21 protein-coding genes are annotated in these 22,230 nt (G+C 42.6%); 19 read left to right on the top strand and 2 right to left on the bottom strand.

Annotated elements, in window-relative coordinates; all coding sequences use genetic code 11:
* Window positions 1-31: 31 nt before the first annotated feature.
* The gene (locus IV64_RS10765; protein ID WP_057707244.1) at window positions 32-631 is read left to right on the top strand and encodes an NAD(P)H-binding protein; all 600 of its coding nucleotides are present in this window, start codon (window positions 32-34) and stop codon (window positions 629-631) included.
* 147 nt (window positions 632-778) lie between these two features.
* On the opposite strand, the gene IV64_RS10760 is transcribed toward IV64_RS10765, so the two are convergent.
* Window positions 779-1,594 carry a pyruvate, water dikinase regulatory protein gene (locus IV64_RS10760; RefSeq protein WP_057707243.1) on the bottom strand — a complete coding sequence of 272 codons (816 nt, stop codon included), beginning with the start codon at window positions 1,592-1,594 and terminating at the stop codon, window positions 779-781.
* A gap of 230 nt (window positions 1,595-1,824) precedes the next feature.
* Here IV64_RS10760 and rpsU point away from each other — a divergent pair, with 230 nt between their 5' ends.
* The 16 genes from rpsU to IV64_RS10680 all read left to right on the top strand — a co-directional run bounded on the left by rpsU (window position 1,825) and on the right by IV64_RS10680 (window position 19,000).
* Window positions 1,825-2,013, top strand: a complete 189-nt coding sequence (gene rpsU, locus IV64_RS10755; protein ID WP_003638914.1) for a 30S ribosomal protein S21 — start codon at window positions 1,825-1,827, stop codon at window positions 2,011-2,013.
* A 47-nt stretch (window positions 2,014-2,060) separates the two neighbouring features.
* Window positions 2,061-2,504, top strand: coding sequence for a GatB/YqeY domain-containing protein (locus IV64_RS10750; RefSeq protein WP_057707242.1), 444 nt, complete (start codon window positions 2,061-2,063; stop codon window positions 2,502-2,504).
* A gap of 197 nt (window positions 2,505-2,701) precedes the next feature.
* The gene (locus IV64_RS10745; protein ID WP_057707241.1) at window positions 2,702-3,673 is read left to right on the top strand and encodes a PhoH family protein; all 972 of its coding nucleotides are present in this window, start codon (window positions 2,702-2,704) and stop codon (window positions 3,671-3,673) included.
* A gap of 11 nt (window positions 3,674-3,684) precedes the next feature.
* Window positions 3,685-4,164 carry an rRNA maturation RNase YbeY gene (gene ybeY / locus IV64_RS10740; protein WP_057707240.1) on the top strand — a complete coding sequence of 160 codons (480 nt, stop codon included), beginning with the start codon at window positions 3,685-3,687 and terminating at the stop codon, window positions 4,162-4,164.
* Window positions 4,148-4,561 carry a diacylglycerol kinase family protein gene (locus IV64_RS10735; protein ID WP_057707239.1) on the top strand — a complete coding sequence of 138 codons (414 nt, stop codon included), beginning with the start codon at window positions 4,148-4,150 and terminating at the stop codon, window positions 4,559-4,561. Before ybeY ends, IV64_RS10735 begins: the two co-directional genes overlap by 17 nt.
* Window positions 4,562-4,574: 13 nt before the next feature.
* A complete protein-coding gene (era, locus tag IV64_RS10730) occupies window positions 4,575-5,483 on the top strand; it encodes a GTPase Era (RefSeq protein WP_057707238.1) in 909 nt (302 codons plus the stop codon).
* Window positions 5,484-5,513: 30 nt separating this feature from the next.
* Entirely contained in the window at window positions 5,514-6,284 is a 771-nt protein-coding gene (gene recO, locus IV64_RS10725) for a DNA repair protein RecO (protein WP_157061147.1), read from the top strand.
* Window positions 6,285-6,569: 285 nt separating this feature from the next.
* Window positions 6,570-7,469: a glycine--tRNA ligase subunit alpha gene (glyQ, locus tag IV64_RS10720; protein ID WP_057707236.1), complete on the top strand. Its 900-nt coding sequence runs from the start codon at window positions 6,570-6,572 to the stop codon at window positions 7,467-7,469.
* Entirely contained in the window at window positions 7,469-9,553 is a 2,085-nt protein-coding gene (gene glyS, locus IV64_RS10715; protein WP_057707235.1) for a glycine--tRNA ligase subunit beta, read from the top strand. The genes glyQ and glyS overlap by 1 nt, the downstream gene beginning before the upstream one ends.
* Window positions 9,554-9,811: 258 nt before the next feature.
* Entirely contained in the window at window positions 9,812-11,680 is a 1,869-nt protein-coding gene (gene dnaG, locus IV64_RS10710) for a DNA primase (protein WP_057707341.1), read from the top strand.
* An 11-nt stretch (window positions 11,681-11,691) separates the two neighbouring features.
* Complete coding sequence (gene rpoD, locus IV64_RS10705; protein WP_057707234.1) at window positions 11,692-12,798, top strand: RNA polymerase sigma factor RpoD; 1,107 nt, start codon at window positions 11,692-11,694, stop codon at window positions 12,796-12,798.
* Window positions 12,799-13,349: 551 nt separating this feature from the next.
* A complete protein-coding gene (locus IV64_RS10700; protein ID WP_057707233.1) occupies window positions 13,350-13,745 on the top strand; it encodes a MarR family winged helix-turn-helix transcriptional regulator in 396 nt (131 codons plus the stop codon).
* Window positions 13,746-13,887: 142 nt separating this feature from the next.
* Window positions 13,888-14,457, top strand: coding sequence for a tyrosine-type recombinase/integrase (locus IV64_RS10695; RefSeq protein ID WP_057707232.1), 570 nt, complete (start codon window positions 13,888-13,890; stop codon window positions 14,455-14,457).
* Between the two features lie 297 nt (window positions 14,458-14,754).
* A complete protein-coding gene (locus IV64_RS10690; protein WP_057707231.1) occupies window positions 14,755-16,686 on the top strand; it encodes an AAA family ATPase in 1,932 nt (643 codons plus the stop codon).
* A 30-nt stretch (window positions 16,687-16,716) separates the two neighbouring features.
* The gene (locus tag IV64_RS10685; RefSeq protein WP_057707230.1) at window positions 16,717-17,223 is read left to right on the top strand and encodes a hypothetical protein; all 507 of its coding nucleotides are present in this window, start codon (window positions 16,717-16,719) and stop codon (window positions 17,221-17,223) included.
* 613 nt (window positions 17,224-17,836) lie between these two features.
* On the top strand, window positions 17,837-19,000 hold the full coding sequence (locus tag IV64_RS10680; RefSeq protein WP_057707229.1) for an MFS transporter: 1,164 nt from the start codon (window positions 17,837-17,839) through the stop codon (window positions 18,998-19,000).
* 13 nt (window positions 19,001-19,013) lie between these two features.
* On the opposite strand, the gene IV64_RS10675 is transcribed toward IV64_RS10680, so the two are convergent.
* The gene (locus IV64_RS10675) at window positions 19,014-19,640 is read right to left on the bottom strand and encodes an RpiB/LacA/LacB family sugar-phosphate isomerase (protein WP_057707228.1); all 627 of its coding nucleotides are present in this window, start codon (window positions 19,638-19,640) and stop codon (window positions 19,014-19,016) included.
* Between the two features lie 338 nt (window positions 19,641-19,978).
* Here IV64_RS10675 and IV64_RS10670 point away from each other — a divergent pair, with 338 nt between their 5' ends.
* Both IV64_RS10670 and IV64_RS10665 read left to right on the top strand, forming a co-directional pair.
* Complete coding sequence (locus IV64_RS10670) at window positions 19,979-21,496, top strand: YhgE/Pip family protein (protein WP_057707227.1); 1,518 nt, start codon at window positions 19,979-19,981, stop codon at window positions 21,494-21,496.
* Window positions 21,496-22,146: a TetR/AcrR family transcriptional regulator gene (locus tag IV64_RS10665; RefSeq protein ID WP_057707226.1), complete on the top strand. Its 651-nt coding sequence runs from the start codon at window positions 21,496-21,498 to the stop codon at window positions 22,144-22,146. Before IV64_RS10670 ends, IV64_RS10665 begins: the two co-directional genes overlap by 1 nt.
* Window positions 22,147-22,230 lie beyond the last annotated feature (84 nt).

Below are 22,230 nucleotides of genomic sequence, written 5' to 3'. Positions count from 1 at the left end.
AAAACTAACTTTAAAGAAGAAGGACAAAAAAATGAAAAATATTTTAATTATTGGAGCGACTGGTTCCGTTGGTTCAACGACACGCGACTATTTTTTGGCAAATAGTGCGGATCAATTAACTTTATTTGCGCGTCACACGAATCGCATTAACGCTCAGCAGGATCGGGAAACGGTGATTCAAGGTGATGTCACCAATGTTGACCAATTAGCAGCTGCGATGGCTGGGCAAGATGTCGTTTTTGCCGCATTGAGTGGCAATTTAAAGGCGATGGCGGAAAGCATTATTGCAGCGATGCATCAATCCCAAGTAAAGCGACTGATCTTCATTACTTCCATGGGAATTTACAATGAAATTCCGGCTTACTTAGGGGCGGATGGTAACGTGGCTAGCAACCCGATGTTGCGTGGTTACCGGGCGGCTGCGGACGTTATCGAGGCGTCTGACTTAGACTATACGATTGTGCGGCCAGGCTGGTTTGACAACGGCGGCGACGATTATGAAGTGACGCAAAAGGGTGAACCGTTTGGCGGGCATAACGTCTCACGCCGAGCCATTGCTGACTTAGTGATGCACGCCGCGGATGACGACGACTATCTTAAAGCGAGTGTCGGGATTAACCGGCCGGAATAAGGAATGTAAGTGCGTTGACGTAAGCAGGATCAGCGCACTTTTTTGCGGTATGGCTTAGTTGGTAAGCTAGACGAACGTTTTTAATATTTGGCTAGCAAAAAAGCGGCCTGAATTTTTTCAGACCACTTTGAGTGATAGTTTAAATTGTTATTGGTCCGCGTCCGAATTGCCGAGGCTTTCTGTAATGAGGGTCGCGGTCTCTTCGATTGATTTGTTGGCCACGTTAATGACTAAGCAACCAATTTTCTTGAAGATATTATCGGCATAAGCCAATTCGGCTTTGATCTTATCCGTGTTGGAATACATGGTGTCGGGGTCTAGGCCGTATTGAACCATCCGTTGCCGCCGAATCGTGTTGAGCTTTTCAGGATCGTTGGTTAGACCAAAGATCTTTTTAGGATCAACTTTCCAAATCTCGTCAGGAATCTGGGCCTTAGGAACTAGTGGCAAGTTGGCCACTTTTAAGTTGCGGTTTGCTAAGTACAATGATAATGGAGTCTTGGACGTCCGTGAGACTCCTAATAAGACGACATCGGCTTCTAAAAAGCCAGTGGGATTCTTACCATCATCATAGGTGACGGCGAATTCAATGGCGTTGATTCGATCAAAGTAATTCGTGTTTAACGCGTGCACCGTCCCAGGGTGGTTTGATGGTTGGACGTGGGTGATTCCTGAGAAAGTATCCAATGCGGGGGTCATCACGTCGTAGTATGGTAACGAATGGGATTCACAGAATTGATTGACGGTTTGGCTAAGGTTCCGGTCAACAAAGGTATGAAAAATCGCCGCGTGATTTTTTTCAGCTTGGACCAAAACGGTCTGCAATAAGGATTTTGTCCGAACAAACGGAAAGCGTTGATAACGGATTTCGTACTCGGAAAATTGTGCGGCAGCAGCCTGAGCGACACCATGGGCCGTTTCACCGACGGAATCGGAGATAATATAAATTTTAATTTCTGACATAAAATTAACCTCATTTCGGTTCGATAATGTCTTCAGTGTAGCATAGCGCCGGGCTTATGAAAACGATTTACTGTCCGAATTAATAGACTTATTAACGATTATTTGTCAGAATTCTAAAACTTTTGTTGACGCCCTATTTTGATTTATGTATAATTTACTAGAACAGTTGCGTTATGTAAGTATGCATAATTTGACGGTTACTTTTTAAGCTCGGAGGGAGGGAATTTAACATGGCAAAAACAGTCGTTCGTAAAAACGAATCTCTTGATGATGCTCTTCGTCGCTTTAAACGTACCGTTTCAAAAAGTGGTACTTTACAAGAATACCGCAAACGGGAATTCTACGAAAAACCAAGTGTGAAGAAGAAGTTAAAGTCTGAAGCAGCTCGTAAGCGCAAGAACCGTCGTCGTTTCAAGTAATTTAGTAGGTGACTACTAAGTTTAACTTGCGATGAGGAGGGCAACCAATGAGTCTTACAGATGAACTCAATGGTGATCTTAAAGCTGCGATGAAGGCACGCGACAAGCAAAGCCTAAGTGTTTTGCGGATGCTCAAGGCTGCGTTGATGAATGAAAAGATCAACGTGGGTCGCGATTTAACGGCCGAAGAAGAGGTTAGCGTGATTTCACGCGAACTGAAACAACGGCGTGAATCATTAAGCGAATTCGAGAGTGCTAATCGTCAAGATTTAGTTGACGGTGTTAAAGCTGAAATTGCAATCGTTGAGAAGTACATGCCTAAACAATTGTCGGACGAAGAAGTTCGTCAAGTGGTGGCTGATGCCATTCAACAAATCGGAGCAACCGGTAAAGGGGACTTCGGTAAGGTGATGGGCGCAGTCATGCCTAAGCTGAAAGGCAAGGCTGATGGCAAACTGATCAACCAAACAGTTAAATCATTATTGAATTAACGGTTAAGCCGGGGAAGTGATTCCTCGGCTTTTTGTGTCCCGTTAATTGGGATTGACAGGCGGGCGGTCGTGCTGGTAGGTGGTGCATTTTTATGCTATGATTAGTTAACAAATACCCGTTTAAACGGCGTGGTTATGCTAACGGGTACCATTAGTGATAATGGCAACTAAATCTGTTTATAAAGGGGTTCACGTTTTTGACCGAAAACTCAAAATATGAACAAAAATTTCTAATTGCTGATCCAGTACAGTCAGTTGCACTGTTAGGCCCAGAAGATGCGCACTTAGCCCTTCTAGAAGATGGCCTACACGTTAATTTACACGTGTTCGGTGACCAAATGACGATCAGCGGTGATGATGAAGCGGCCGTTCATAATACGCAAGCAGTCTTAGATAATTTAACTAGTTTGATTAAGCAAGGCATCCAAATTGGGGCACCCGATGTGATTAGCGCCATTAAGATGGTTAACCGGGGTACTTTGGACTATTTTAAGGACTTGTATTCGGAGACCTTGATTAAAGATAACCGGGGTCGTCCGATTCGGGTAAAGAACTTTGGTCAGCGGCAGTATGTTCAAGCCGTTGATAAGAGTGACATTACCTTTGGGATTGGCCCTGCTGGGACTGGTAAGACGTACTTAGCCGTGGTAATGGCGATTGCTGCCTTAAAACGCGGTGACGTGGAAAAGTTGATCTTGACCCGTCCAGCAGTTGAGGCTGGTGAAAGCTTGGGCTTTTTACCTGGTGATTTAAAAGAAAAAGTTGATCCGTACTTACGGCCAATTTACGATGCGCTTTATGACATCTACGGAGCCGAACACACCCAACGGTTGATGGACCGCGGTGTGATTGAAATTGCACCATTGGCTTACATGCGTGGTCGGACGTTGGATCACGCCTTCGTGATTTTGGACGAAGCTCAAAATACGACGAATGCGCAAATGAAAATGTTTTTGACCCGGTTAGGGTTTGGCGCCAAGATGATTGTTAACGGTGATATTTCACAAATTGATTTGCCGCGTAATACGACTAGCGGTTTGATTCAAGCTGAACGCATCTTAGGCGGTATTAGTAACGTTTCATTCGTTAAGTTTACGGCGGATGACGTGGTTAGAAATCCAGTTGTAGCCAAAATTATTACGGCTTACGATAAGGTGGAACAAAAGTAAACGGAGGAATTATGGATTTAGAATTATATGATCAAACAACGCAAGGTGCGACGCCTGAACAATTAAAACTCGTTCGGGATTTGATTGATCTTGCGGGTCAGACGTTGAAATTAAAAGATGACACCGAGGTATCGGTGACGTTGATGAATAACGATGCCATTCAAAAAATTAACGAACAGTACCGGGGGGTCGACCGTCCAACCGACGTCATTAGTTTTGCAATGAGTGACGACGAAGATGACGATCCAATCATCATGGATCCGGAATTAGCTGCGGAACTCCCATTGAATTTGGGGGACATTATGATCTCGGTCGATAAGGTTGCTGAACAGGCGGCCTTTCTCGACCATTCGCAAGCCCGGGAACTCGGTTATTTAGTGGTGCATGGTTTTCTTCATTTGAATGGGTATGACCATTTAAAGCCGGCAGATGAAACCGAAATGTTCGGTCTGCAACGGCAAATTCTGGATGCTTATGGCCTCAAAAAATAGACCTGACCGGCTACAAGTCGGTAAAAACCATTCATTTTGGCAATCGTGGTTACATGCCTGGAACGGGCTTAAGACGGTTGTTGTTGAGGAACGCAATATGCGAACGCACTTAGTGTTAGGCGCAATTGCGTTGCTTTGCGGTTGGTGGGTCGGCCTAGACGCAAATCAGTGGCTTTGGTTATCCCTGGCAATTTTTATGGTGATGTTATGTGAGATCAATAACACTATCGCTGAAAATATTTGTGACTTAATCACGGGACCGCACTACCAGCCGTTAGCTAAAAAGGTGAAAGACATCGCAGCTGGTGCGGTTGTTTTTGCGGCGGCTTTTGCGGTGATCGTTGGTCTAATTCTATTTGTTCCCAAACTCTGGCCACTAGTAATGGCATGGTTGTAGAAAGGAAAATTTTATGGCAGAAAATACTGCATTTCATTCCGGCTTCGTGGCGATTATTGGTCGTCCCAATGTCGGTAAATCAACACTATTAAATCGAATCGTTGGTCAAAAAGTGGCCATTATGTCTGACAAGGCGCAAACGACGCGTAACCGAATTCAAGGAATCTATACGACGAGTGATACTCAGATGGTCTTTATTGATACACCTGGGATTCACAAGCCACACAGTCGGCTAGGTGACTTTATGGTTAAGTCAGCCTTGTCAACGCTTGGCGAAGTTGACGCGGTGATGTTTATGATCAACGCGGATGAACGCCGCGGTGCGGGTGATAACTTCATCATCGACCGGTTGAAAAACGTTAAGAAACCAATTTACTTAGTTATCAATAAGATTGATCAGGTCCATCCTGACCACTTGTTAGAGATCATGGATCAGTATAAGGATGCGTTACCTTGGAAAGACGTTTATCCAATTTCCGCATTAGAAGGAAATAACGTCGATGAATTGGTTGAAACGCTAAAAGAACGGTTACCGGAAGGACCGCAATACTACCCATCAGATCAGATTACGGATCACCCAGAACGGTTTATTATTTCTGAATTGATTCGCGAAAAGGTCTTGGAATTGACGCGGCAGGAAGTTCCGCATTCAACAGCAGTCGTCATTGACTCGATCAAGCGCCAAGATGAAGAAAAGATCCACGTCCAAGCCACGATCATTATTGAACGGTCTTCGCAGAAGGGGATTATCATCGGTAAGGGTGGTAGTATGCTGAAACGAATCGGTTCAATGGCTCGTAAGGATATTGAGCACCTACTTGGTGACAAGGTCTACCTAGAACTGTGGGTCAAAGTACAGGAAAACTGGAAGGATCGGCAAGACTTACTAGCCAGCTATGGTTACCGGTCTGACGATTATTAATAAGTAGCAGGTGAGTAAATGGCCCAACAAATGATTACCAACTTTAACGGTATTCTACTGTTTCGGCGTGACTACCGGGAACGCGATATGTTGATCAAGTTTTTGACCGCGGAATACGGTAAGAAGATGTTTTTCATTCGGGGTGCCCGGCGACGGGGATTCAAAATGGCCGCGGAGTTACTGCCGTTTACCATGGGTGAATACGTTGGTGACCTACGTGACGGGCTGTCGTTCATTAACAGCGTTAAATCTGTTCAGTATTTTGAAAATATTAGTCAAGATATTGCGTTAAACGCCTACGCAACCTACGTCATGAACTTATTAGACGTTGCTTACCCGGATAATCAGCCGGTGGGTCGGTGGTATCAACAACTAACTAGTGCGTTACAGTTGATCGACCAAAACGTCGCCCCCGCGTTAGTTGCTAACGTTGTCGAAATCCAAATGCTTGGCGCGTTTGGGGTTGCACCGGAACTTCGCGGGTGTACGGTTTGTGGTCGGACCGACTTACCGTTTGATTTTTCGGAAAGTTACGGCGGGTTGCTCTGCCAGCAGCACTGGCACTTAGACCCGCACCGGTTACGTGCTAGCCAGGCAGCAATTTTCTATTTGCGACAATTTTCAGTCTTGGATTTGGCGAAAGTTCACTCGATCAAGGTGAAGCCGAATACTGCGGCTGAGTTGCGGCGAATTCTAGATGAAATTTATAATAATTCAGTTGGATTGCGGCTAAAGTCCAAGCGGTTTATTGATCAAATGGGTAGCTGGTATCAGCCGCTCAAACCGCGTGATGAAGATTGACAAAGCCTACGTCATCGGCTATGATTATGGAGAACTGAATAGTTAAGTGTTGATGAGAGAAAGTGAATTAGTTGGAACTTACAGTGAGGTCACGCCGGTGAAAAGTGACCAGTTGGACTAATTGATTGGCGCTCTCGGAGCTTTGTAAACATTAATCAAGCTGCTGAGGTTACTCAGAAGTAGGGTGGAACCGCGAAATCAATCGTCCCTATGTCGTTTTTTGAAACGGCAGGGGACTTTTTTTGTGGCTTTAACCATTCAGTCACTAATTTTGGGAGGAAAACCATGAGCAAAAAATTATCAGTGCAAGAGATCATTTTGACTTTGCAAAAGTTTTGGTCAGACCAAGGTTGCATGTTGATGCAGTCTTACGATACTGAGAAGGGTGCTGGGACGATGAGTCCGTACACTTTCTTACGGGCAATTGGACCAGAACCTTGGAACGCAGCTTACGTTGAACCATCACGGCGACCAGCCGATGGACGCTATGGTGAAAATCCAAACCGGTTATACCAACATCATCAATTCCAAGTTGTGATGAAGCCATCGCCTGAAAACATTCAAGACTTGTACTTACAAAGCTTGGAAAAATTAGGGATCAACCCCTTAGAACATGATATTCGATTCGTAGAAGATAACTGGGAAAACCCATCCATGGGTTGTGCCGGTGTTGGTTGGGAAGTTTGGTTAGACGGAATGGAAATCAGCCAATTCACTTACTTCCAACAAGTCGGTGGTTTAGAAGTTGACCCAGTCACTTCCGAAATTACGTACGGCTTGGAACGCCTATCCTCATACATTCAAGATGTTAACTCCGTTTTTGACCTCGAATGGGGCGACGGTGTTAAGTACGGCGATATCTTCTTGGAACCTGAATTTGAAAACTCCAAGTATGCCTTTGAAGACAGCAACGAAGACCTACTATTAATGCTGTTTGATGAATATGAAAAGGAAGCTAAACGTCAAATCAAGAACGGTTTGGTCCACCCAGCTTACGACTATTGCTTGAAGTGTAGCCATACCTTTAACTTGATGGATGCACGTGGGATGGTTTCCGTTACGGAACGGGCCGGTTACTTAGACCGGATTCGGAACATGGCGAAGTCGATTGCTAAGGAATTCGTTGCGCAACGTGAAAAGCGGGGCTTCCCATTATTAAAACATGCACAGGAGGAGACGAAATAATGGCTAAAACTTATTTACTTGAAATCGGTTTGGAAGAAATGCCGGCGCACGTCGTTACACCGAGTGTGTTACAACTTAAAGAGCGAATGGCGAAGTTCTTAAAGGACGAACGCTTAAGTTTTGACGCCATTAAACTGTTTTCGACACCCCGGCGGTTGACCGTTGAAGTTAGCGGTTTAGATGACAAACAAGCAGACGTCAAAAAAGAAGTTCGTGGTCCTGCCAAGAAAATTGCGCAGGATGCGGATGGCAACTGGACTAAGGCGGCCATTGGTTTTTCAAAGGGCCAAGGCGCGTCAACTGATGATATCGTCTTTAAAGACGTTAAGGGGACCCCATACGTCTTCGTTCAAACGTTTACAGCTGGTAAGACGGCCAAAGAAGTCTTAGCTGCCGGCATTAAGGACGTCATCACTAAGATGAACTTCCCAACCATGATGAAGTGGTCAACGTATAGCTTTAAGTACATTCGGCCAGTTCGGTGGTTAGTTTCATTACTTGATGATGAAATCGTGCCAATCCAGATTTTAGATGTCAAGGCGGGGCGGACTAGTCGCGGTCACCGTTTCTTAGGCCACGATGTTGAAATTAAGAACGCAACGGACTACGAAGCCGATTTAGCAAGCGTCTTTGTTGTTGCTGACGCTGATAAGCGTAAAGCGACGATTCGCAAACAAATTGCAGCTTTGGCCGAAGAACACGACTGGCAAATTAAGGTTAACGAAGACTTACTAGAAGAAGTTAATAACTTAGTTGAATACCCAACGGCCTTTGCCGGTGACTTCGATACGAAGTACCTGACGATTCCAGACGAAGTATTGATCACATCAATGCGTGACCACCAACGGTTCTTCTACGTGACGGATGAACAAGACAACTTATTGCCACACTTTGTTTCGGTTCGTAACGGAAATAGTGATCACTTAGAAAACGTTGCTCGTGGGAATCAAAAAGTCTTAACGGCTCGTTTGGAAGACGCCGCCTTCTTCTTCCACGAAGATCAACAACATTCTATTCAGGAATACGTTGAACGGCTTAAAAAGGTTAGTTTCCATGACAAGATTGGGACGATGTACGAAAAGATGCAACGGGTCATGTATATCAGTGGCTACTTAGCTGATCAATTTGGTCTATCAGAGGCCGAAAAGAACCAGTTGCACCGCGCAGCACAAATCTATAAGTTTGACCTTGTTACGGGGATGGTTGGTGAATTCCCAGAATTGCAAGGGGTTATGGGCGAAAAGTACGCTGAACTGAAGGGTGAAAACCCAGCAGTTGGCCAGGCAATTCGTGAACACTACATGCCAATCAGTGCGGACGGTGCGTTACCACAATCAAAGGTTGGGGCCGTTTTAGCCGTTGCGGATAAAATCGATTCAATCAGCAGTTTCTTTGCGGTTGGTTTGACACCAAGTGGTTCCAACGATCCGTTTGCTTTACGTCGCCAGGCCTTTGGGATCGTACGGATCGTGCGTGACCAAGGTTGGGACTTTCCAATTCGTCAATTTGAAGCAGCCATTCAAAAAGAATTGGAAGCTCACGACGCCACTTACAGCTTAGACTTTGCCAAACAAACGACGCCGGTTACGGCATTCTTAACGGACCGGGTCAAGCAATGGTTCAGTAACCAGAAGCTTCGTTATGATATTGTGGATACGGTCGTTAAGGGGAGTCGTCAAGATATTCGGGAGATGTTTAAGGCGGCCGACGTCTTAAATGCGCACCAGAATGATCCGAAGTTTAAGGATACCATTGAAGCTTTCACCCGCTTATTGCGGATTACGGCTAAGGCAGACTTAAGCGTCGAAGACTTGACGGTTGACCCAAGCTTGTTTGAAAATGATGCGGAACAACACCTCTACGATGCCGTTGCTGAGGTTCAAAAGACAGTCACTGCGGATATGGCGATGGAAGATCGCTTTAAAGCTTTAGCAGGTTTGCGGCCATTGATTGTCGATTACTTTGAACAAACGATGGTCATGAGCAAAGATGAAGCGGTTCGTAACAACCACATCAAGCAGTTGTTGATCATTGCAAAGATGGTTAACGTGATGGGCGACCTGAACCAATTAGTCGTTAAATAAAGATTAAGCTTGTATAATAGTAGGAAGTCTCAGGGAAAGTCATCCGTGGGACTTCCTTTTTTTGTGTGATTAGACAGACTTGACAGGAATGTCTAATAAGTGAGACTTATTGTTGCACTGCTGTCAAGCTTGTGGTATTATATATTCTGTAAAAGTTCGCACGTTAATAGTCGCATCCCGGTTGAAGTGGTGCGGCTTTTGATTGTTACGAATTGTTTGGTTGTTTTGTCGGACTTTAGTAAGAAATGGGGTGGCAAAGTGGCCAATCGAATTCCTGAAGATAAGGTTGATCAGGTTCGTTCCGCAGTGAACATTGCGGATTTTATCGGGCAGTATGTGCAACTTAAGAAAGCCGGTAAAAACCTTTTTGGTTTGTGCCCATTTCATGAAGAACGAACCCCTTCTTTTTCGGTTAATGAACAAAAACAAATTTTTCACTGTTTTAGTTGCGGCCGGGGAGGTAACGTCTTTTCGTTCATTATGGACCTAGAGAATTTATCCTTTCCCGAGGCCGTCGCAAAGGTGGCAGATTTTGGACACATTGAGTTGCCAGCCAGTTATACGGCGCAGGCACAAGTCAGTGCGCCCAAAGATCAGCAACAGGCAGATTTACTGAAGCTGTATGCCGATAGTGCAAAGATGTATCAGCATATTTTGGTTAACACTGAGTTGGGAGAACCCGCACTGGATTATCTTCACCAACGTGGTTTAGATGATCAAACCATTGCAACTTTCGGTATTGGGTATGCTCCTAAGAATCAATTATTACTAGATTTCTTTAAGGAACACGATATCGATTACCAGCTTTTACGGCAATCGGGCTTGTTCATTGAGAATCAGGAGGGAAAGTTGCGGGATCGCTTTGTCGATCGAGTGCTCTTTCCTATCAAGGATGCCAGTGGACGGGTCATTGCATTTTCTGGCCGGATTCTAACGAAGTCACCAAATGAGCCCAAGTATTTGAATAGTCCTGAAACGAAGCTGTTTAACAAGCGTGACGTGCTTTTTAATTTTGATTTAGCGCGCGGCGCAATTCGTCAGCGTAAAGCCGTCGTTTTATTTGAAGGTTTTATGGACGTGATTGCGGCTTACCGAGCAGGAATTCAAAACGGCGTTGCTTCCATGGGGACGAGCTTGACTAACGAGCAGATTTACATGTTGGAGCGGGTGACTGACCAGCTTACGATTTGTTATGACAGTGATGTGCCGGGACAAAAGGCGACAGATCGGGCCCTTAAGTTATTGGGCGACAACAGTCGTTTAAACCTGAGCGTGATTCAGATGCCGGACGGGATGGACCCGGACGAATATCTGCGGAACGCTGGGCAAGAAAAGTTCGTGCGGGTGTTTGCGGATGGTAAGCAGACGCCAACGGCTTTTGAAATGACGTATTTACGTCACGACTTAAACTTGCAAAATACGCAGGATCAGTTGACGTATCTTGGGGCTGTCTTGCAACAATTAACGAAGCTGTCTTCGAGTGTGGAACAAGATCTCTATCTAAACCAATTGGTTCAAGAGTTTGGTTTAGATAAGGACGACTTAAAACAGCAGTTACGGTCGCTGATTGGCCAGCAGTCGGTCCAGCAATCATCACGGCAATCACCACCCCCCGCGCCAGCACCGATGACGCCACCGCCAATTGCGGTGACCGGTGAGACGAGTAACAGCGGCCCGCTAAGTCGGGTTGAAAAGGCTGAACGGCTTTTGCTATACCGCTTGTTACATGATCACGACGTGTGGTTACGCGTCATGGCGGTCGCTGGTTTCCACTTCGTACATGATCCGTACCAACAGATTCTGGTGTACGCGGAAGCGTACTTTAAGACACATAATCAGTTTGACCTTGCTAATTTTACTGACTTTATGGCGGATACTAGTCTACAGCCAGTCTTAACTAGCTTGGAATTCATGGATATTGCGAGTGAGTCGTCAAAAGAAGAAGTGGCTGATTTAGTGAATGTCATTATGAATCAACAACCGCTCGTTGAACAAATTAATGGTAAAAAAGCCGAATTAACGGCGGCCAAGCAGATTGGAAATCACGATTTGGTGCAACAATTGACCTTGGCATTGATTGAGTTATACCGGAAACAACAGCAAGTACAGCAAGCTGACAATTTTTAGGAGGCTACTACATGGCAAAATCAAAAGCAACGGCAGCGTACGATAAAGCCGTTAAAGCATTAATTAAGGATTACAAGAAGACTGGTAGTATTAAGTATGACGAACTATCAGATAAGATTGCGGCGCCTTACAAATTAGATGCCAGTGGGATTGATAAATTACTGCAAAAGGTTGAAGACGCTGGGATCAGTGTTGTTGACGAAAAGGGCGAACCAGATGTGCGGGCCGTTAAGAGTGTCAAAAAGGTCAGCAAGAAGGAATTAAGTTCTGCTGGTTCTTCGTCGGGGATTAAGATCAACGACCCTGTTCGGATGTACTTGAAGGAAATTGGTCGCGTTGACCTGTTAACAGCTGACGAAGAAGTTGCGTTGGCTTTGCGGATCGAACAAGGTGATGAATCAGCTAAGCAGGAATTAGCAGAAGCTAACTTACGGTTAGTTGTTTCTATCGCTAAGCGGTACGTTGGCCGTGGGATGCAATTCTTGGACTTGATTCAAGAAGGTAACATGGGGCTAATGAAGGCCGTTGAGAAGTTTGATTATCGCAAGGGGTTCAAGTTCTCAACTTACGCCACTTGGTGGATTCGTCAGGCGATTACGCGTGCGATTGCTGACCAAGCACGGACGATTCGGATTCCGGTTCACATGGTTGAAACGATTAACAAGTTGATCCGGATTCAACGTCAGTTACTTCAAGACTTAGGACGCGAACCTACTCCTGAAGAAATTGGGGCCGAAATGGATATGCCAACGGAAAAAGTTCGTGAAATCTTGAAGATTGCACAAGAACCCGTTTCCTTGGAAACGCCAATTGGTGAAGAGGACGATTCACATTTGGGTGATTTCATTGAAGATCAAGATGCCACTTCACCTGCTGACGCGGCAGCTTACGAATTGCTCAAGGAACAGTTGGAAGGTGTGCTTGACACGCTGACTGACCGTGAGGAAAACGTTTTGCGGTTACGTTTCGGACTAGATGATGGTCGGACACGTACCTTGGAAGAAGTCGGAAAAGTCTTCGGTGTCACCCGTGAACGGATTCGTCAAATCGAAGCCAAGGCTTTACGGAAGTTACGGCACCCATCACGTAGTAAACAATTAAAAGATTTCTTAGAATAGTTTAGTGCTCAAAAAGGGTCTCAATTCACTTACGAATTGGGGCCTTTTTGATTATCAATAATAAATATTTTAATTAAATTGGGACTAGATGGATTCAAAATGGAGGCTTTGTAATTGGCCCAATAAAGTTGAGCACAAGGGAATCACGCGCGTGCTATGACTGGTGTAATGCTTATTTGAGGATAACTTATCTGTGATTAGCGGCGACCTAAATTTAACAATGAAGGCGGAACCAAAGGCCAATTATGAGCTAAGCGACCGTTTGTAGAAACATTGGAATTATGTAATAATAAAAATTGTAACTAAGTTGGTTAGTTCAATAAACTATTGATTTAGGTCATCAATTCGCAATCTTCTTAAAAAAGTTATGCGAATAACTAACTGGTACAACTGATTTTATTTAACTTATGTGACTACGAGCTTTAATTAATTATCGGGACAAATCCAATGATGACGGCAATCACTTCGCATGAATTTTTTAAAAATCGTGCGAACCGGATGACTGGTTTTGTTTTGGCTTGGGTTTTGAATTGATCAAGGAGGAATCAATTGTGGAAGATGTTTTTGATTATGTTTTAGATGTGATGCGTTTAGAACGGTTGCTTAAACGCTTAACGTCTAGTTGGTCTGCTCAAACGGGACTTAGTTTGAATGAATTGCGGATATTATTATATGTTTCTGTATATCCTAATCAGCCAATCGGAAAGGTTGCGCAGTCGCTGGATATTTCAAAAGGGTCGTTAGCGCAGTCGATTGGTGCACTCACACATGATGGGTGGATTCAAAGTGAACCTAGTTTACCCGACCGGCGTTTACGAAACTTGGCACTGACGGACGCTGGTATTCAGCGGGTCGCAGAGATTAAGCAGGGGTTGATTACAACGTTAGATACGCCGACGACGCAATCCTTTACCGAGCACTTAAGTCATTTGAATAAGAACTTATAATTTATAACGACGACCGGCACGGGTGATTCCGTGGCGGTTAATTTTTATAATGAATAAAATAACGGTTGTATTCAATTATAACGAGTACAATTGAATATAGAACTATTTAAATGCTTGAATTGATTGTTGAGGGAAAAATGGAATGCGCTATAATGTAGAACCTTTACGCACTAAACAGGAAATTGATGATTTTCTGTGGGCCGTCGCCCGAACACAACACGGCCAACGTAACCGAATGATTGTGTTACTCGGTATCAACACTGGTCTAAGAATGAGTGATATTTTAAAGTTAAAAGTGGGTCAAGTTCGTAATAAGGATCGAACGATGATTATTGAACAGAAGACTGGCAAGAAGCGGTGGCTGTTTCTTAAAAATTTACGGGGAGAACTTTTTAAGTATACGCGTTATCGTGATGACATGGCGCCACTGTTTCCAAGTGGTCGTGGGAGCGAAGCAATTACCGTCAATGGCGTTTACCGTGCGTTTCAAACGGCCAGTCAGTTTTTAGATCGCAATGATATTGGCACCCACACACTACGAAAAACCTTTGGCTATCATTATTATCAACAGACGCATGATATTGCGGGATTAATGATGATTTTTAATCATTCCAGCGAACAAGTGACCAAACGCTACATTGGGATTGAACGCGACAATATCGAGCGCCAACTTACTAACTTTGCCTTAGGAATTTATCCAGATAATGAGTAACGATTAGTCAAATAACGGATCTGAAAGTTGATTTCGGGTCCGCTTTTTTTGATGCTTGATAATGAGATATTTTATTAGGAACGGTTTAGCAAAAGGAATTTTGTGTATAATGAAGATACTAATGCTGCCATTAATTATTTAGTCATGTAAATGATGAATGGTAGTGGTTTAGTTAAAATCGGTGCGACTAATCAAAAATTGCACACTGATGCTGTGAATTAAATGCAATAGATTTATGGCGCGGTTTTTTAGACTTTAAAACATAGGTCAAGACACTTAAAAGGAGTGGTAGCGGTAATGAATTATTACTTAGTTGGGGAAAAGAAACGAACCCTTTTCAGTCGGCAATCTACTTGGGATTTCAACGACGCGCTGGAGGCGGCTGAAGACGGTGATGTGATTGAAATTGAAGAGGGCTTTTGTCCCATCAATGGACAAGAAAATAAGCCGACTGCTATCAGTAAAAACATTACGATTCAGGGACACGTGACTGTGAATGATCAGGGGGGGCGGAACTTTACTAATACTCTTGATGGAATCTTTGTTACTGATGGTGCTCAGGTCACGTTAAAGGATGTTTGTATCCAAAAGAATATCGATAAAAGTAACAATATTAGCGTGAAAAAAGGCAGTACCTTAATCGCTGACAACGTCTATATTCGTTCTGCGGTTGAGAGCGGAGAGATGTATCCAATTGTTTACATTGATGGTAAGTCGCACGCAAAGTTCAATCGGGTTCAAATTGATGTCGAAACACAAGATAATGGAAATCCAGTTTATGTTTCAGATGCAAGTTTAGACTTGGTGAATTCTGTTATTCATGTAGGAGTGAAGGCAATAAATGCGAAGGTAACTTGTCAGCATTCGACCATCAATTGCGAGACTGCGCATGCTATTTATAGCGAAAAAAATAGTCAGATTACACTCGTATCTTCAACAATTAGTGGTAGCTTAAGCACACCTAAAGAGTACTTTTCTCGTGTGTACATGTTTGATTCTCAGCTAACTTTTAAGAACAGTCTGATTGTTCAGCCCAAGGTTAGTCAAGGACTTTCAGTTGTCAACGGAAAAGTGACACTTATTAATGGGTCTATTGACTCAATGAAAGTCACAAGTTCAACTGTGACCATCGATGAGACTTTCATTCAAGAAAGCTTAATAGCTGAGAAAAAGTCAACGATATCGGCCAAGCGCTTCTTTATTGTTGGTAAGAAGAATGGAACAATTAATTTATTTATGTCTAGTAATTCTTCGATTAAAGCGGACCGAATCAACTTCGGTATCCTCACTAACCCGAATATCAAGCTGGAACGAAACGTTAGTTTTAAAGTGGGCGTCGTAGGTCATAACCAATACGACCAAGAGAAACAGGCCTTTTTAGTTGATGAAAACAATAACTATGTGCCAGCTTCAACGAAGGGTAAAATCACTTATTTTGGCGATTTGACGGCTTATGAGCAATTAAACAACATGATTGGTATTAAGAATGTCAAAGACGAAGTCAATGAATTCATCGCCATTGCTGAGATGAATAAGAAGCGTAAGGACAAGGGTCTAAGTGATTCAGCGATGACGTTACATTCACTATTTCTAGGTAATCCTGGGACGGGGAAAACGACGGTCGCTAGAATTCTTGGCAAAGTGTTATACGAAAAGAAAATTATTGCCAATCAAAAATTCATCGAAGTATCCAGATTTGATTTAGTCGGCCAATACGTTGGTCAAACGGCGGTTAAAACGCGTGAGGTGCTAGAATCAGCACTTGGAGGCGTCCTATTCGTCGATGAAGCGTACACGTTAGCAAGTGGTGGCAAAAATGATTTTGGTTCCGAAGCGATTGATGAAATCTTGAAGTTTATGGAAGATCATCGAAGTGACATCGTCATCATCTTTGCCGGCTATACGGATAGTATGGAAAAATTCTTACAAATGAACGAAGGACTTAAGAGTCGGATTCCCAATAGCTTTAATTTTGAAGATTACACCCAGGATGAACTGGTCCAAATCGGGTTATTGGATCTCAAAAAGAAGAAGTATCGCGTGGATGAAGCGGCTTATACTGAACTGGTACACCATAATTTTGAGCAGTCTGATGACCACAGCAACGGGCGTTGGATTCGAAATTTGAACGAACGGCTAGTCAGAAAAATGGCCGTTCGAATTGCGGGCAACGAGCAAGCCGATTTATCGTTGATTACGGCACAGGATTTAAATGCAGCTAAGTTATAAATTGTAACTGTTCAAAAAGGAGTAAAAAACATGTCAGAACAACGGCACTATGTTAAACCACCAAAGCAAAAACGTCATACGACTAGTACTGCGGGGGGCAAGTTAAAAGCATCAGCGTACTTACATCCGGATTATCGCAAACGTAAATTATTTCACCTGGTAATTGTGATCCCGGTTGTATGGCTATTGTACGGCCTAATTATTTCAGCCATTTTATTCGGGGGAATTATGAGTAATAATGGGTTTGAACAATCGGCTTCAGTATCGGTTATTTTCATCATCCAAGTTTTATTAACGGGAATTAGCGCGTACTTTTATCCATTTTCACTGTATTGGTACCGCGAGAGTTTTGTTGGCCGGTTACTAAATGGGATGTGGTACTTTGGCGGTTTTTGGTCAGTTATTGGTCGCATAATCGCAACGCTTATTGGTGGTGTGATTATTGCCGGTGTGCTATCACCAATTGCGGGGCCACTGATGTTAAAGAAGTGCCGTGAAAAGGATATGGTTATTGGTGATGCCAAAGATTTCGAGTAATTGATTTAATAAGGTTTTATTTTAATAAAAGAGCTAGCCCAGTTCTGAGTCGTTAGACAATCAGAGACTGGGCTAGCTTTTTTAACGGTGCACTTTTTATTTGGTACTCCAAGCACTCAAGTCGGTCGCTTGAAAATAGAATTGCTGGCTGACGCCAATTCGAACTAGATACTGGTCCTTGGTGGCATAAAAAAATGACGATGCCAGGGACACCGGTTTAGGGTGCGGGAAGCTTAGCGGTGGCGCCAATATTAATTTCAGGCATGATTAGTTACTCCTTTTGAGTTGATCGGTTTGCATGAGAAATATTTTAAGTCTTAAAGTGATGTGCCATTATCGTATCATACCCTGATGTAAAATATGTCAATTGTATGTAACAAGCATTAGTCAGTTGAAGAATTGTATATAGAAAGGCTAAAGAAACTGATTTTGGCCTGTATAAGTGTCGCTACGGACTTGGATATTTTTTACGAAAATAGGATTTACGAGATCTATACATCCTATTTACTTTAAGTTACGCGTTCGTTTACGTCCTATAGCTATATTAATAGTATTGGTTGAATGGGTAAGCAAATTTCAAAATATTGGTACGAAACGTTGGGTGAATAACAAGATGGATAAAGATATAGCACCGGCTAGAAAATTGAATAATCAGGGACCGTACATTGCTAGTATGACAATTACTTTCTTTTGCTTTTACGGTTTTTCCTACTTAGTTTCTTGGATGATGATAAAAGAGACCGGCTCGCCTGAATTACTCAGTAAAGTTTTAACAATAACGATGTTACCAGCCATTGCATTGAATTTAATAGCTGGTAGGGTCGTTAAAGCTTTAAACGCAAAAGTCGTGATGGCGGTGACGGATCTTTTGACGGGAATCTTGTTTATTTTCACTTATGGGTTAATGGCACTATCGGTACAAATGGTCACACTTTTAGTTATTGTTTCCGTGTTAAATAAATCAATTGGTGTTTTTTATAAGCTCAGTAATAAAACTATAATTCCAGAACTGTTTGTTAATAATGAAATCAGAAAGATAAATAGTATTCAAACGCAAGTCCGTCAGCTATCAATCATCACGTCATCCATTTTAGTCACTGGATTATTGGTCGTTATTGATCCAAAGTTCATTATTTTTATAATTGGACTACTTTTTCTGTTATCGGTTATTTTTGATTTTAAATTACAAAGAAAAAGAGTCTCAAGTAGTGATATATGTAAGCTACAAGATGGCTATGCAATCCATGTTGAGAAGGGTATTAAGTACAACTTAATACTTGCTGCCATTGGTTGCTTTGTCGATGCGCTAGTTGCAGTGTTGGTGCCATGGCTCTCACTGGTTGTCTTAAAAAACAATTGGCTTTTAAGCTTGTTACTGACGTTTGAAGCTGTAGGTATCCTGCTTGCACCAATCGTTTTAAGTGCGTTACCTGGAACCAAATTGAGCGTACTAAGCTTATTATTGCCAGTTAGTTTACTACTATTGTATCCATACATCCTCAGCATGATGGTTGGGATGCTTTTGCTGGGATTGATCAGGGGCATGTTTAATGTCCAGTTCTTTTCAAAAATTCAACGCGAAGTGGCCATTGGTCAAATGAGCACCACAATGGCGAAAGTTTTAGCCATTACGGATGCCAGTACGGTCGTTGGAACTCTAGGAGCTGCGTGGTTGGCGAATATATTTGGCTCAGGCGTGTTTACTATAGTTGGGATAGTGTTTGAAGTTATTATTGTTATTGGATTTATTTTTAGAAGTAAGTTTCTTAATAACTAGCGGTGTTTAACAGTTAGTACAATTTTTTTAGCTGTTGGAGTTGTTGTTTTGCAGTACCGTGCTTAAAGATATAGTCGAAAATATCATGTTTTTGGTAGATGGGTGCCATAAAATCATAATCAATGTGTCTAATAATATCGAATATATTGGTTTGAGCGTACTGCTTAATATTTTGCAACATCATCGCATCGTGTTCCTTACGTTTAGAATCTGCCTGTGGATAGCCAGTATTCATTGGACCATCAAAGAGCTTTTCCAATGTGAATTGAAGGTTTAACTCACCAGCCCAGCCGAAGTTTAGACCTAGCGGCAGAGAGGCACAGTTACCATGATTAATACGGCCAAATAAGTAGGCATCACTGGGTGTGGGTAAATATCCGCAGATGACGTTGGGAAAACTATTACAAGCAATCGCCATACCGTTGCCGGAACTACAGCCAGTAATGACATAGTCAACTGCCTTAGTATTCAGTAGTAACCCAACTAGCAGTGAGACCTGGACATAAGATAGTTGTGGATCCTTATCAAAAACGCCAAAGTTAATGACTTGATTTTCATCTCCAGCGGCTTGTTGGGTGGTTTGAAACAATAATTTATTTTTATCAATTTGTGTGGTTGCTTGAATTATGGCAATTTTCAAAGTTAGCACATCCTTTCATTTATTAAAATGATTGTAACGCTATCACAGCGTGGATTAGAGGCTTACACCAAATATTTAAGCTGAATTCGGATACTGACTAAACAAAAAGTGTGTTATTGCGGTAAATGGGCATTCATTGTGATAATGAAACTATTGGGGTGATAGTTCTTAAATATGACCTGCTTATTGGTGTAATTATTGGTAAGGCTGTCTTTAGCAATAAATATTGCGGTAAAAATATACAACTATCACTATTTTGTTTCTTGTTAATGTGTTTCAGGCTCTTTAAACTGATTTTTGAACAAGTTGTTCAAGGATCATTTTGGGGAGTGATAAAAATGTTTAAAGCAGAATGGAAAAAGCTCAGTCATGATTATGGCATGATTTTAGTACTAGTAATGATTGCTTTAATTCCGGCAATTTATTGCTGGTTGTATTTATCGTCTATGTGGAATACTTATGGGAAAATGGCGGATATTCCAGTTGCGGTAGTGAACCAAGACAAGACTCGTCGATATCACGGTAAGACGATTCAAATTGGCCATAATTTGGTCAAATCGTTGAAACGTTCAGATTCTTTAGCTTATCATCAGGTTTCAAAAAAACATGCTGAGGCAGGGTTGGCAACGGGTCAGTACTATATGATTGTTACGATTCCAAGTGATTTTTCTAAAAATGCAACCACGTTACTAAGCAATCAGCCCCACCAGTTACAATTACATTATCGAATCAGTTCTGGTCGTAACTTTATTGTTTCAAAAATGACGACTGGTGCTGCTAATGCCATTCAAGCAAAGGTTGCGACTCAAGTGACTAAAATGTATGCCAGTATTTTGCTTGGAACGGTTCACAATGTTAAAGATGGTCTCAGAACTGCCGGGACCGGTAGTCAAGCCTTAGCTAAAGGTGATGTTCAGTTACAAACCGGTGTCAATGAGTTATCACAGAGTACACAGAAATTATTTGCTGGATTGAATCAATTTCAAGACCAGTTGCCAACTAGTTCGGCAACGTTGCCGATAAAAACTGGTCTGACAAAGCTTAGTACTGGGACTCAAGCATTGACGGCTGGAACGCAAGCAATGGGTCAAGGATTGACAAAACTAAAGAATGGTAACCAGGCTGAAGCGCAAACATTGTTGATGAGTGCTGAAAAGTTAAGCACAATTCGTGATAGTTCTCATAATGCAGCGATTCTTGCCAGTCCAGTTCAAGCAATCACGACCGATGAGGCGAAGGTACCAAATAATGGTACGGGGATGGCGCCATTTGCGATTGCAATTGGATTGTTTGTTGGTGGCATTGCAGTGGGCACAATGTTTGACGCATATACACCGACCATACGACCACGTCATTGGTGGACTTGGTGGGGCGCTAAATTTTCGATAGTTGGTTTAGTGGGGCTATTACAATCAAGCGGGCTCTTTATTGTTTTACACACGATAATTGGATTACAAGCAAAAACAAATTTACAATTATTTAGTCTGTTATTACTGGGTTCATTGACTTTTTTAGCAATTATCTTTGGTCTGCGGATTTTGTTGGGCGGATTTGGTACTTGGCTAATCACGATTGTCTTGGTATTGCAGTTATCGGCCTCTGCTGGTTTATATCCGGTTCAACTCACGAGCTCGTTTGCAAGTCGTTTAAATCCGTATTTGCCAATGACTTATCTGATCGATGGGTTGCGGCATGCAATTTCATTAGGGGGTTCGATTCAAATGGATAGTTTGATCATGATGGCAATTCTAGTAGTGGCAAGTGGACTAATTGCTTTGAAGTTTGCCATCAATATTCAAACAAATAAATTTGGCTTTTTAGATGGTGAGGATTTTGTAAGGGCGGTGAAGAAGTAATGATTAGTGCACATCAGCAGGAGACTAAGCAGCGAATTGCCGCGGCCCTACTGAAATTAATTCAAGATAAAGCATTTAAAACAGTAACGGTGGCTGATATTTTACGAGCAGCCAAGATTTCACGCGGAACTTTTTATCGGTACTACCTGGATAAGTATGATTTGTTGGACCAATATGAAGACCAGTTAATTAATGCGATGACGGCTATTTTTGAAAAGTATCCCAAGCCAGATCTCACCGAATTATCTGCTAAGTCAGATGTTGATGCATTCTATGTGATGATGATGTTCATTTATCAGCACCGCCGTAGTATTCGAACGTTGGTCAATTGTCCAGAGACTGCGTTATTAACTAAAATGCGCCACTTAATTGGTGAACAGCTGGTAATTGGTTCACCAATTTCGATATCAAATAATCAGGCGGAAAGCTTGCAAGTACCACCACAGTTGGCTAGGGCCTTAATTGTCGAAAATGTTGTAACAATTTTGAACTATTGGTTAAATCAGATGCCGATGGTTTCGCCAACAGCCGCGTATGCTACTTTTTTGCATAGTCGCTTATTATCACCACTTGATTTGGCAACAATTCTGACCGGTTCTGCGCAGGTAACGCCGGACACAATGAAAATGAAACCAAGCTTGAATAAGTAATCGTTACTGCTGTGTCATGGACATGATTCTGATATTTTAGCATATAAAAACTGGTGCTGATGGGTTTGCCATTAACACCAGTTT

The sequence above is a fragment of the Lactiplantibacillus xiangfangensis genome (genome assembly GCF_001438845.1).
Classification (GTDB): domain Bacteria; phylum Bacillota; class Bacilli; order Lactobacillales; family Lactobacillaceae; genus Lactiplantibacillus; species Lactiplantibacillus xiangfangensis.
Note: the sequence above shows the minus strand (reverse complement) of the source record. Positions and strands in the feature narration are given on the sequence as shown.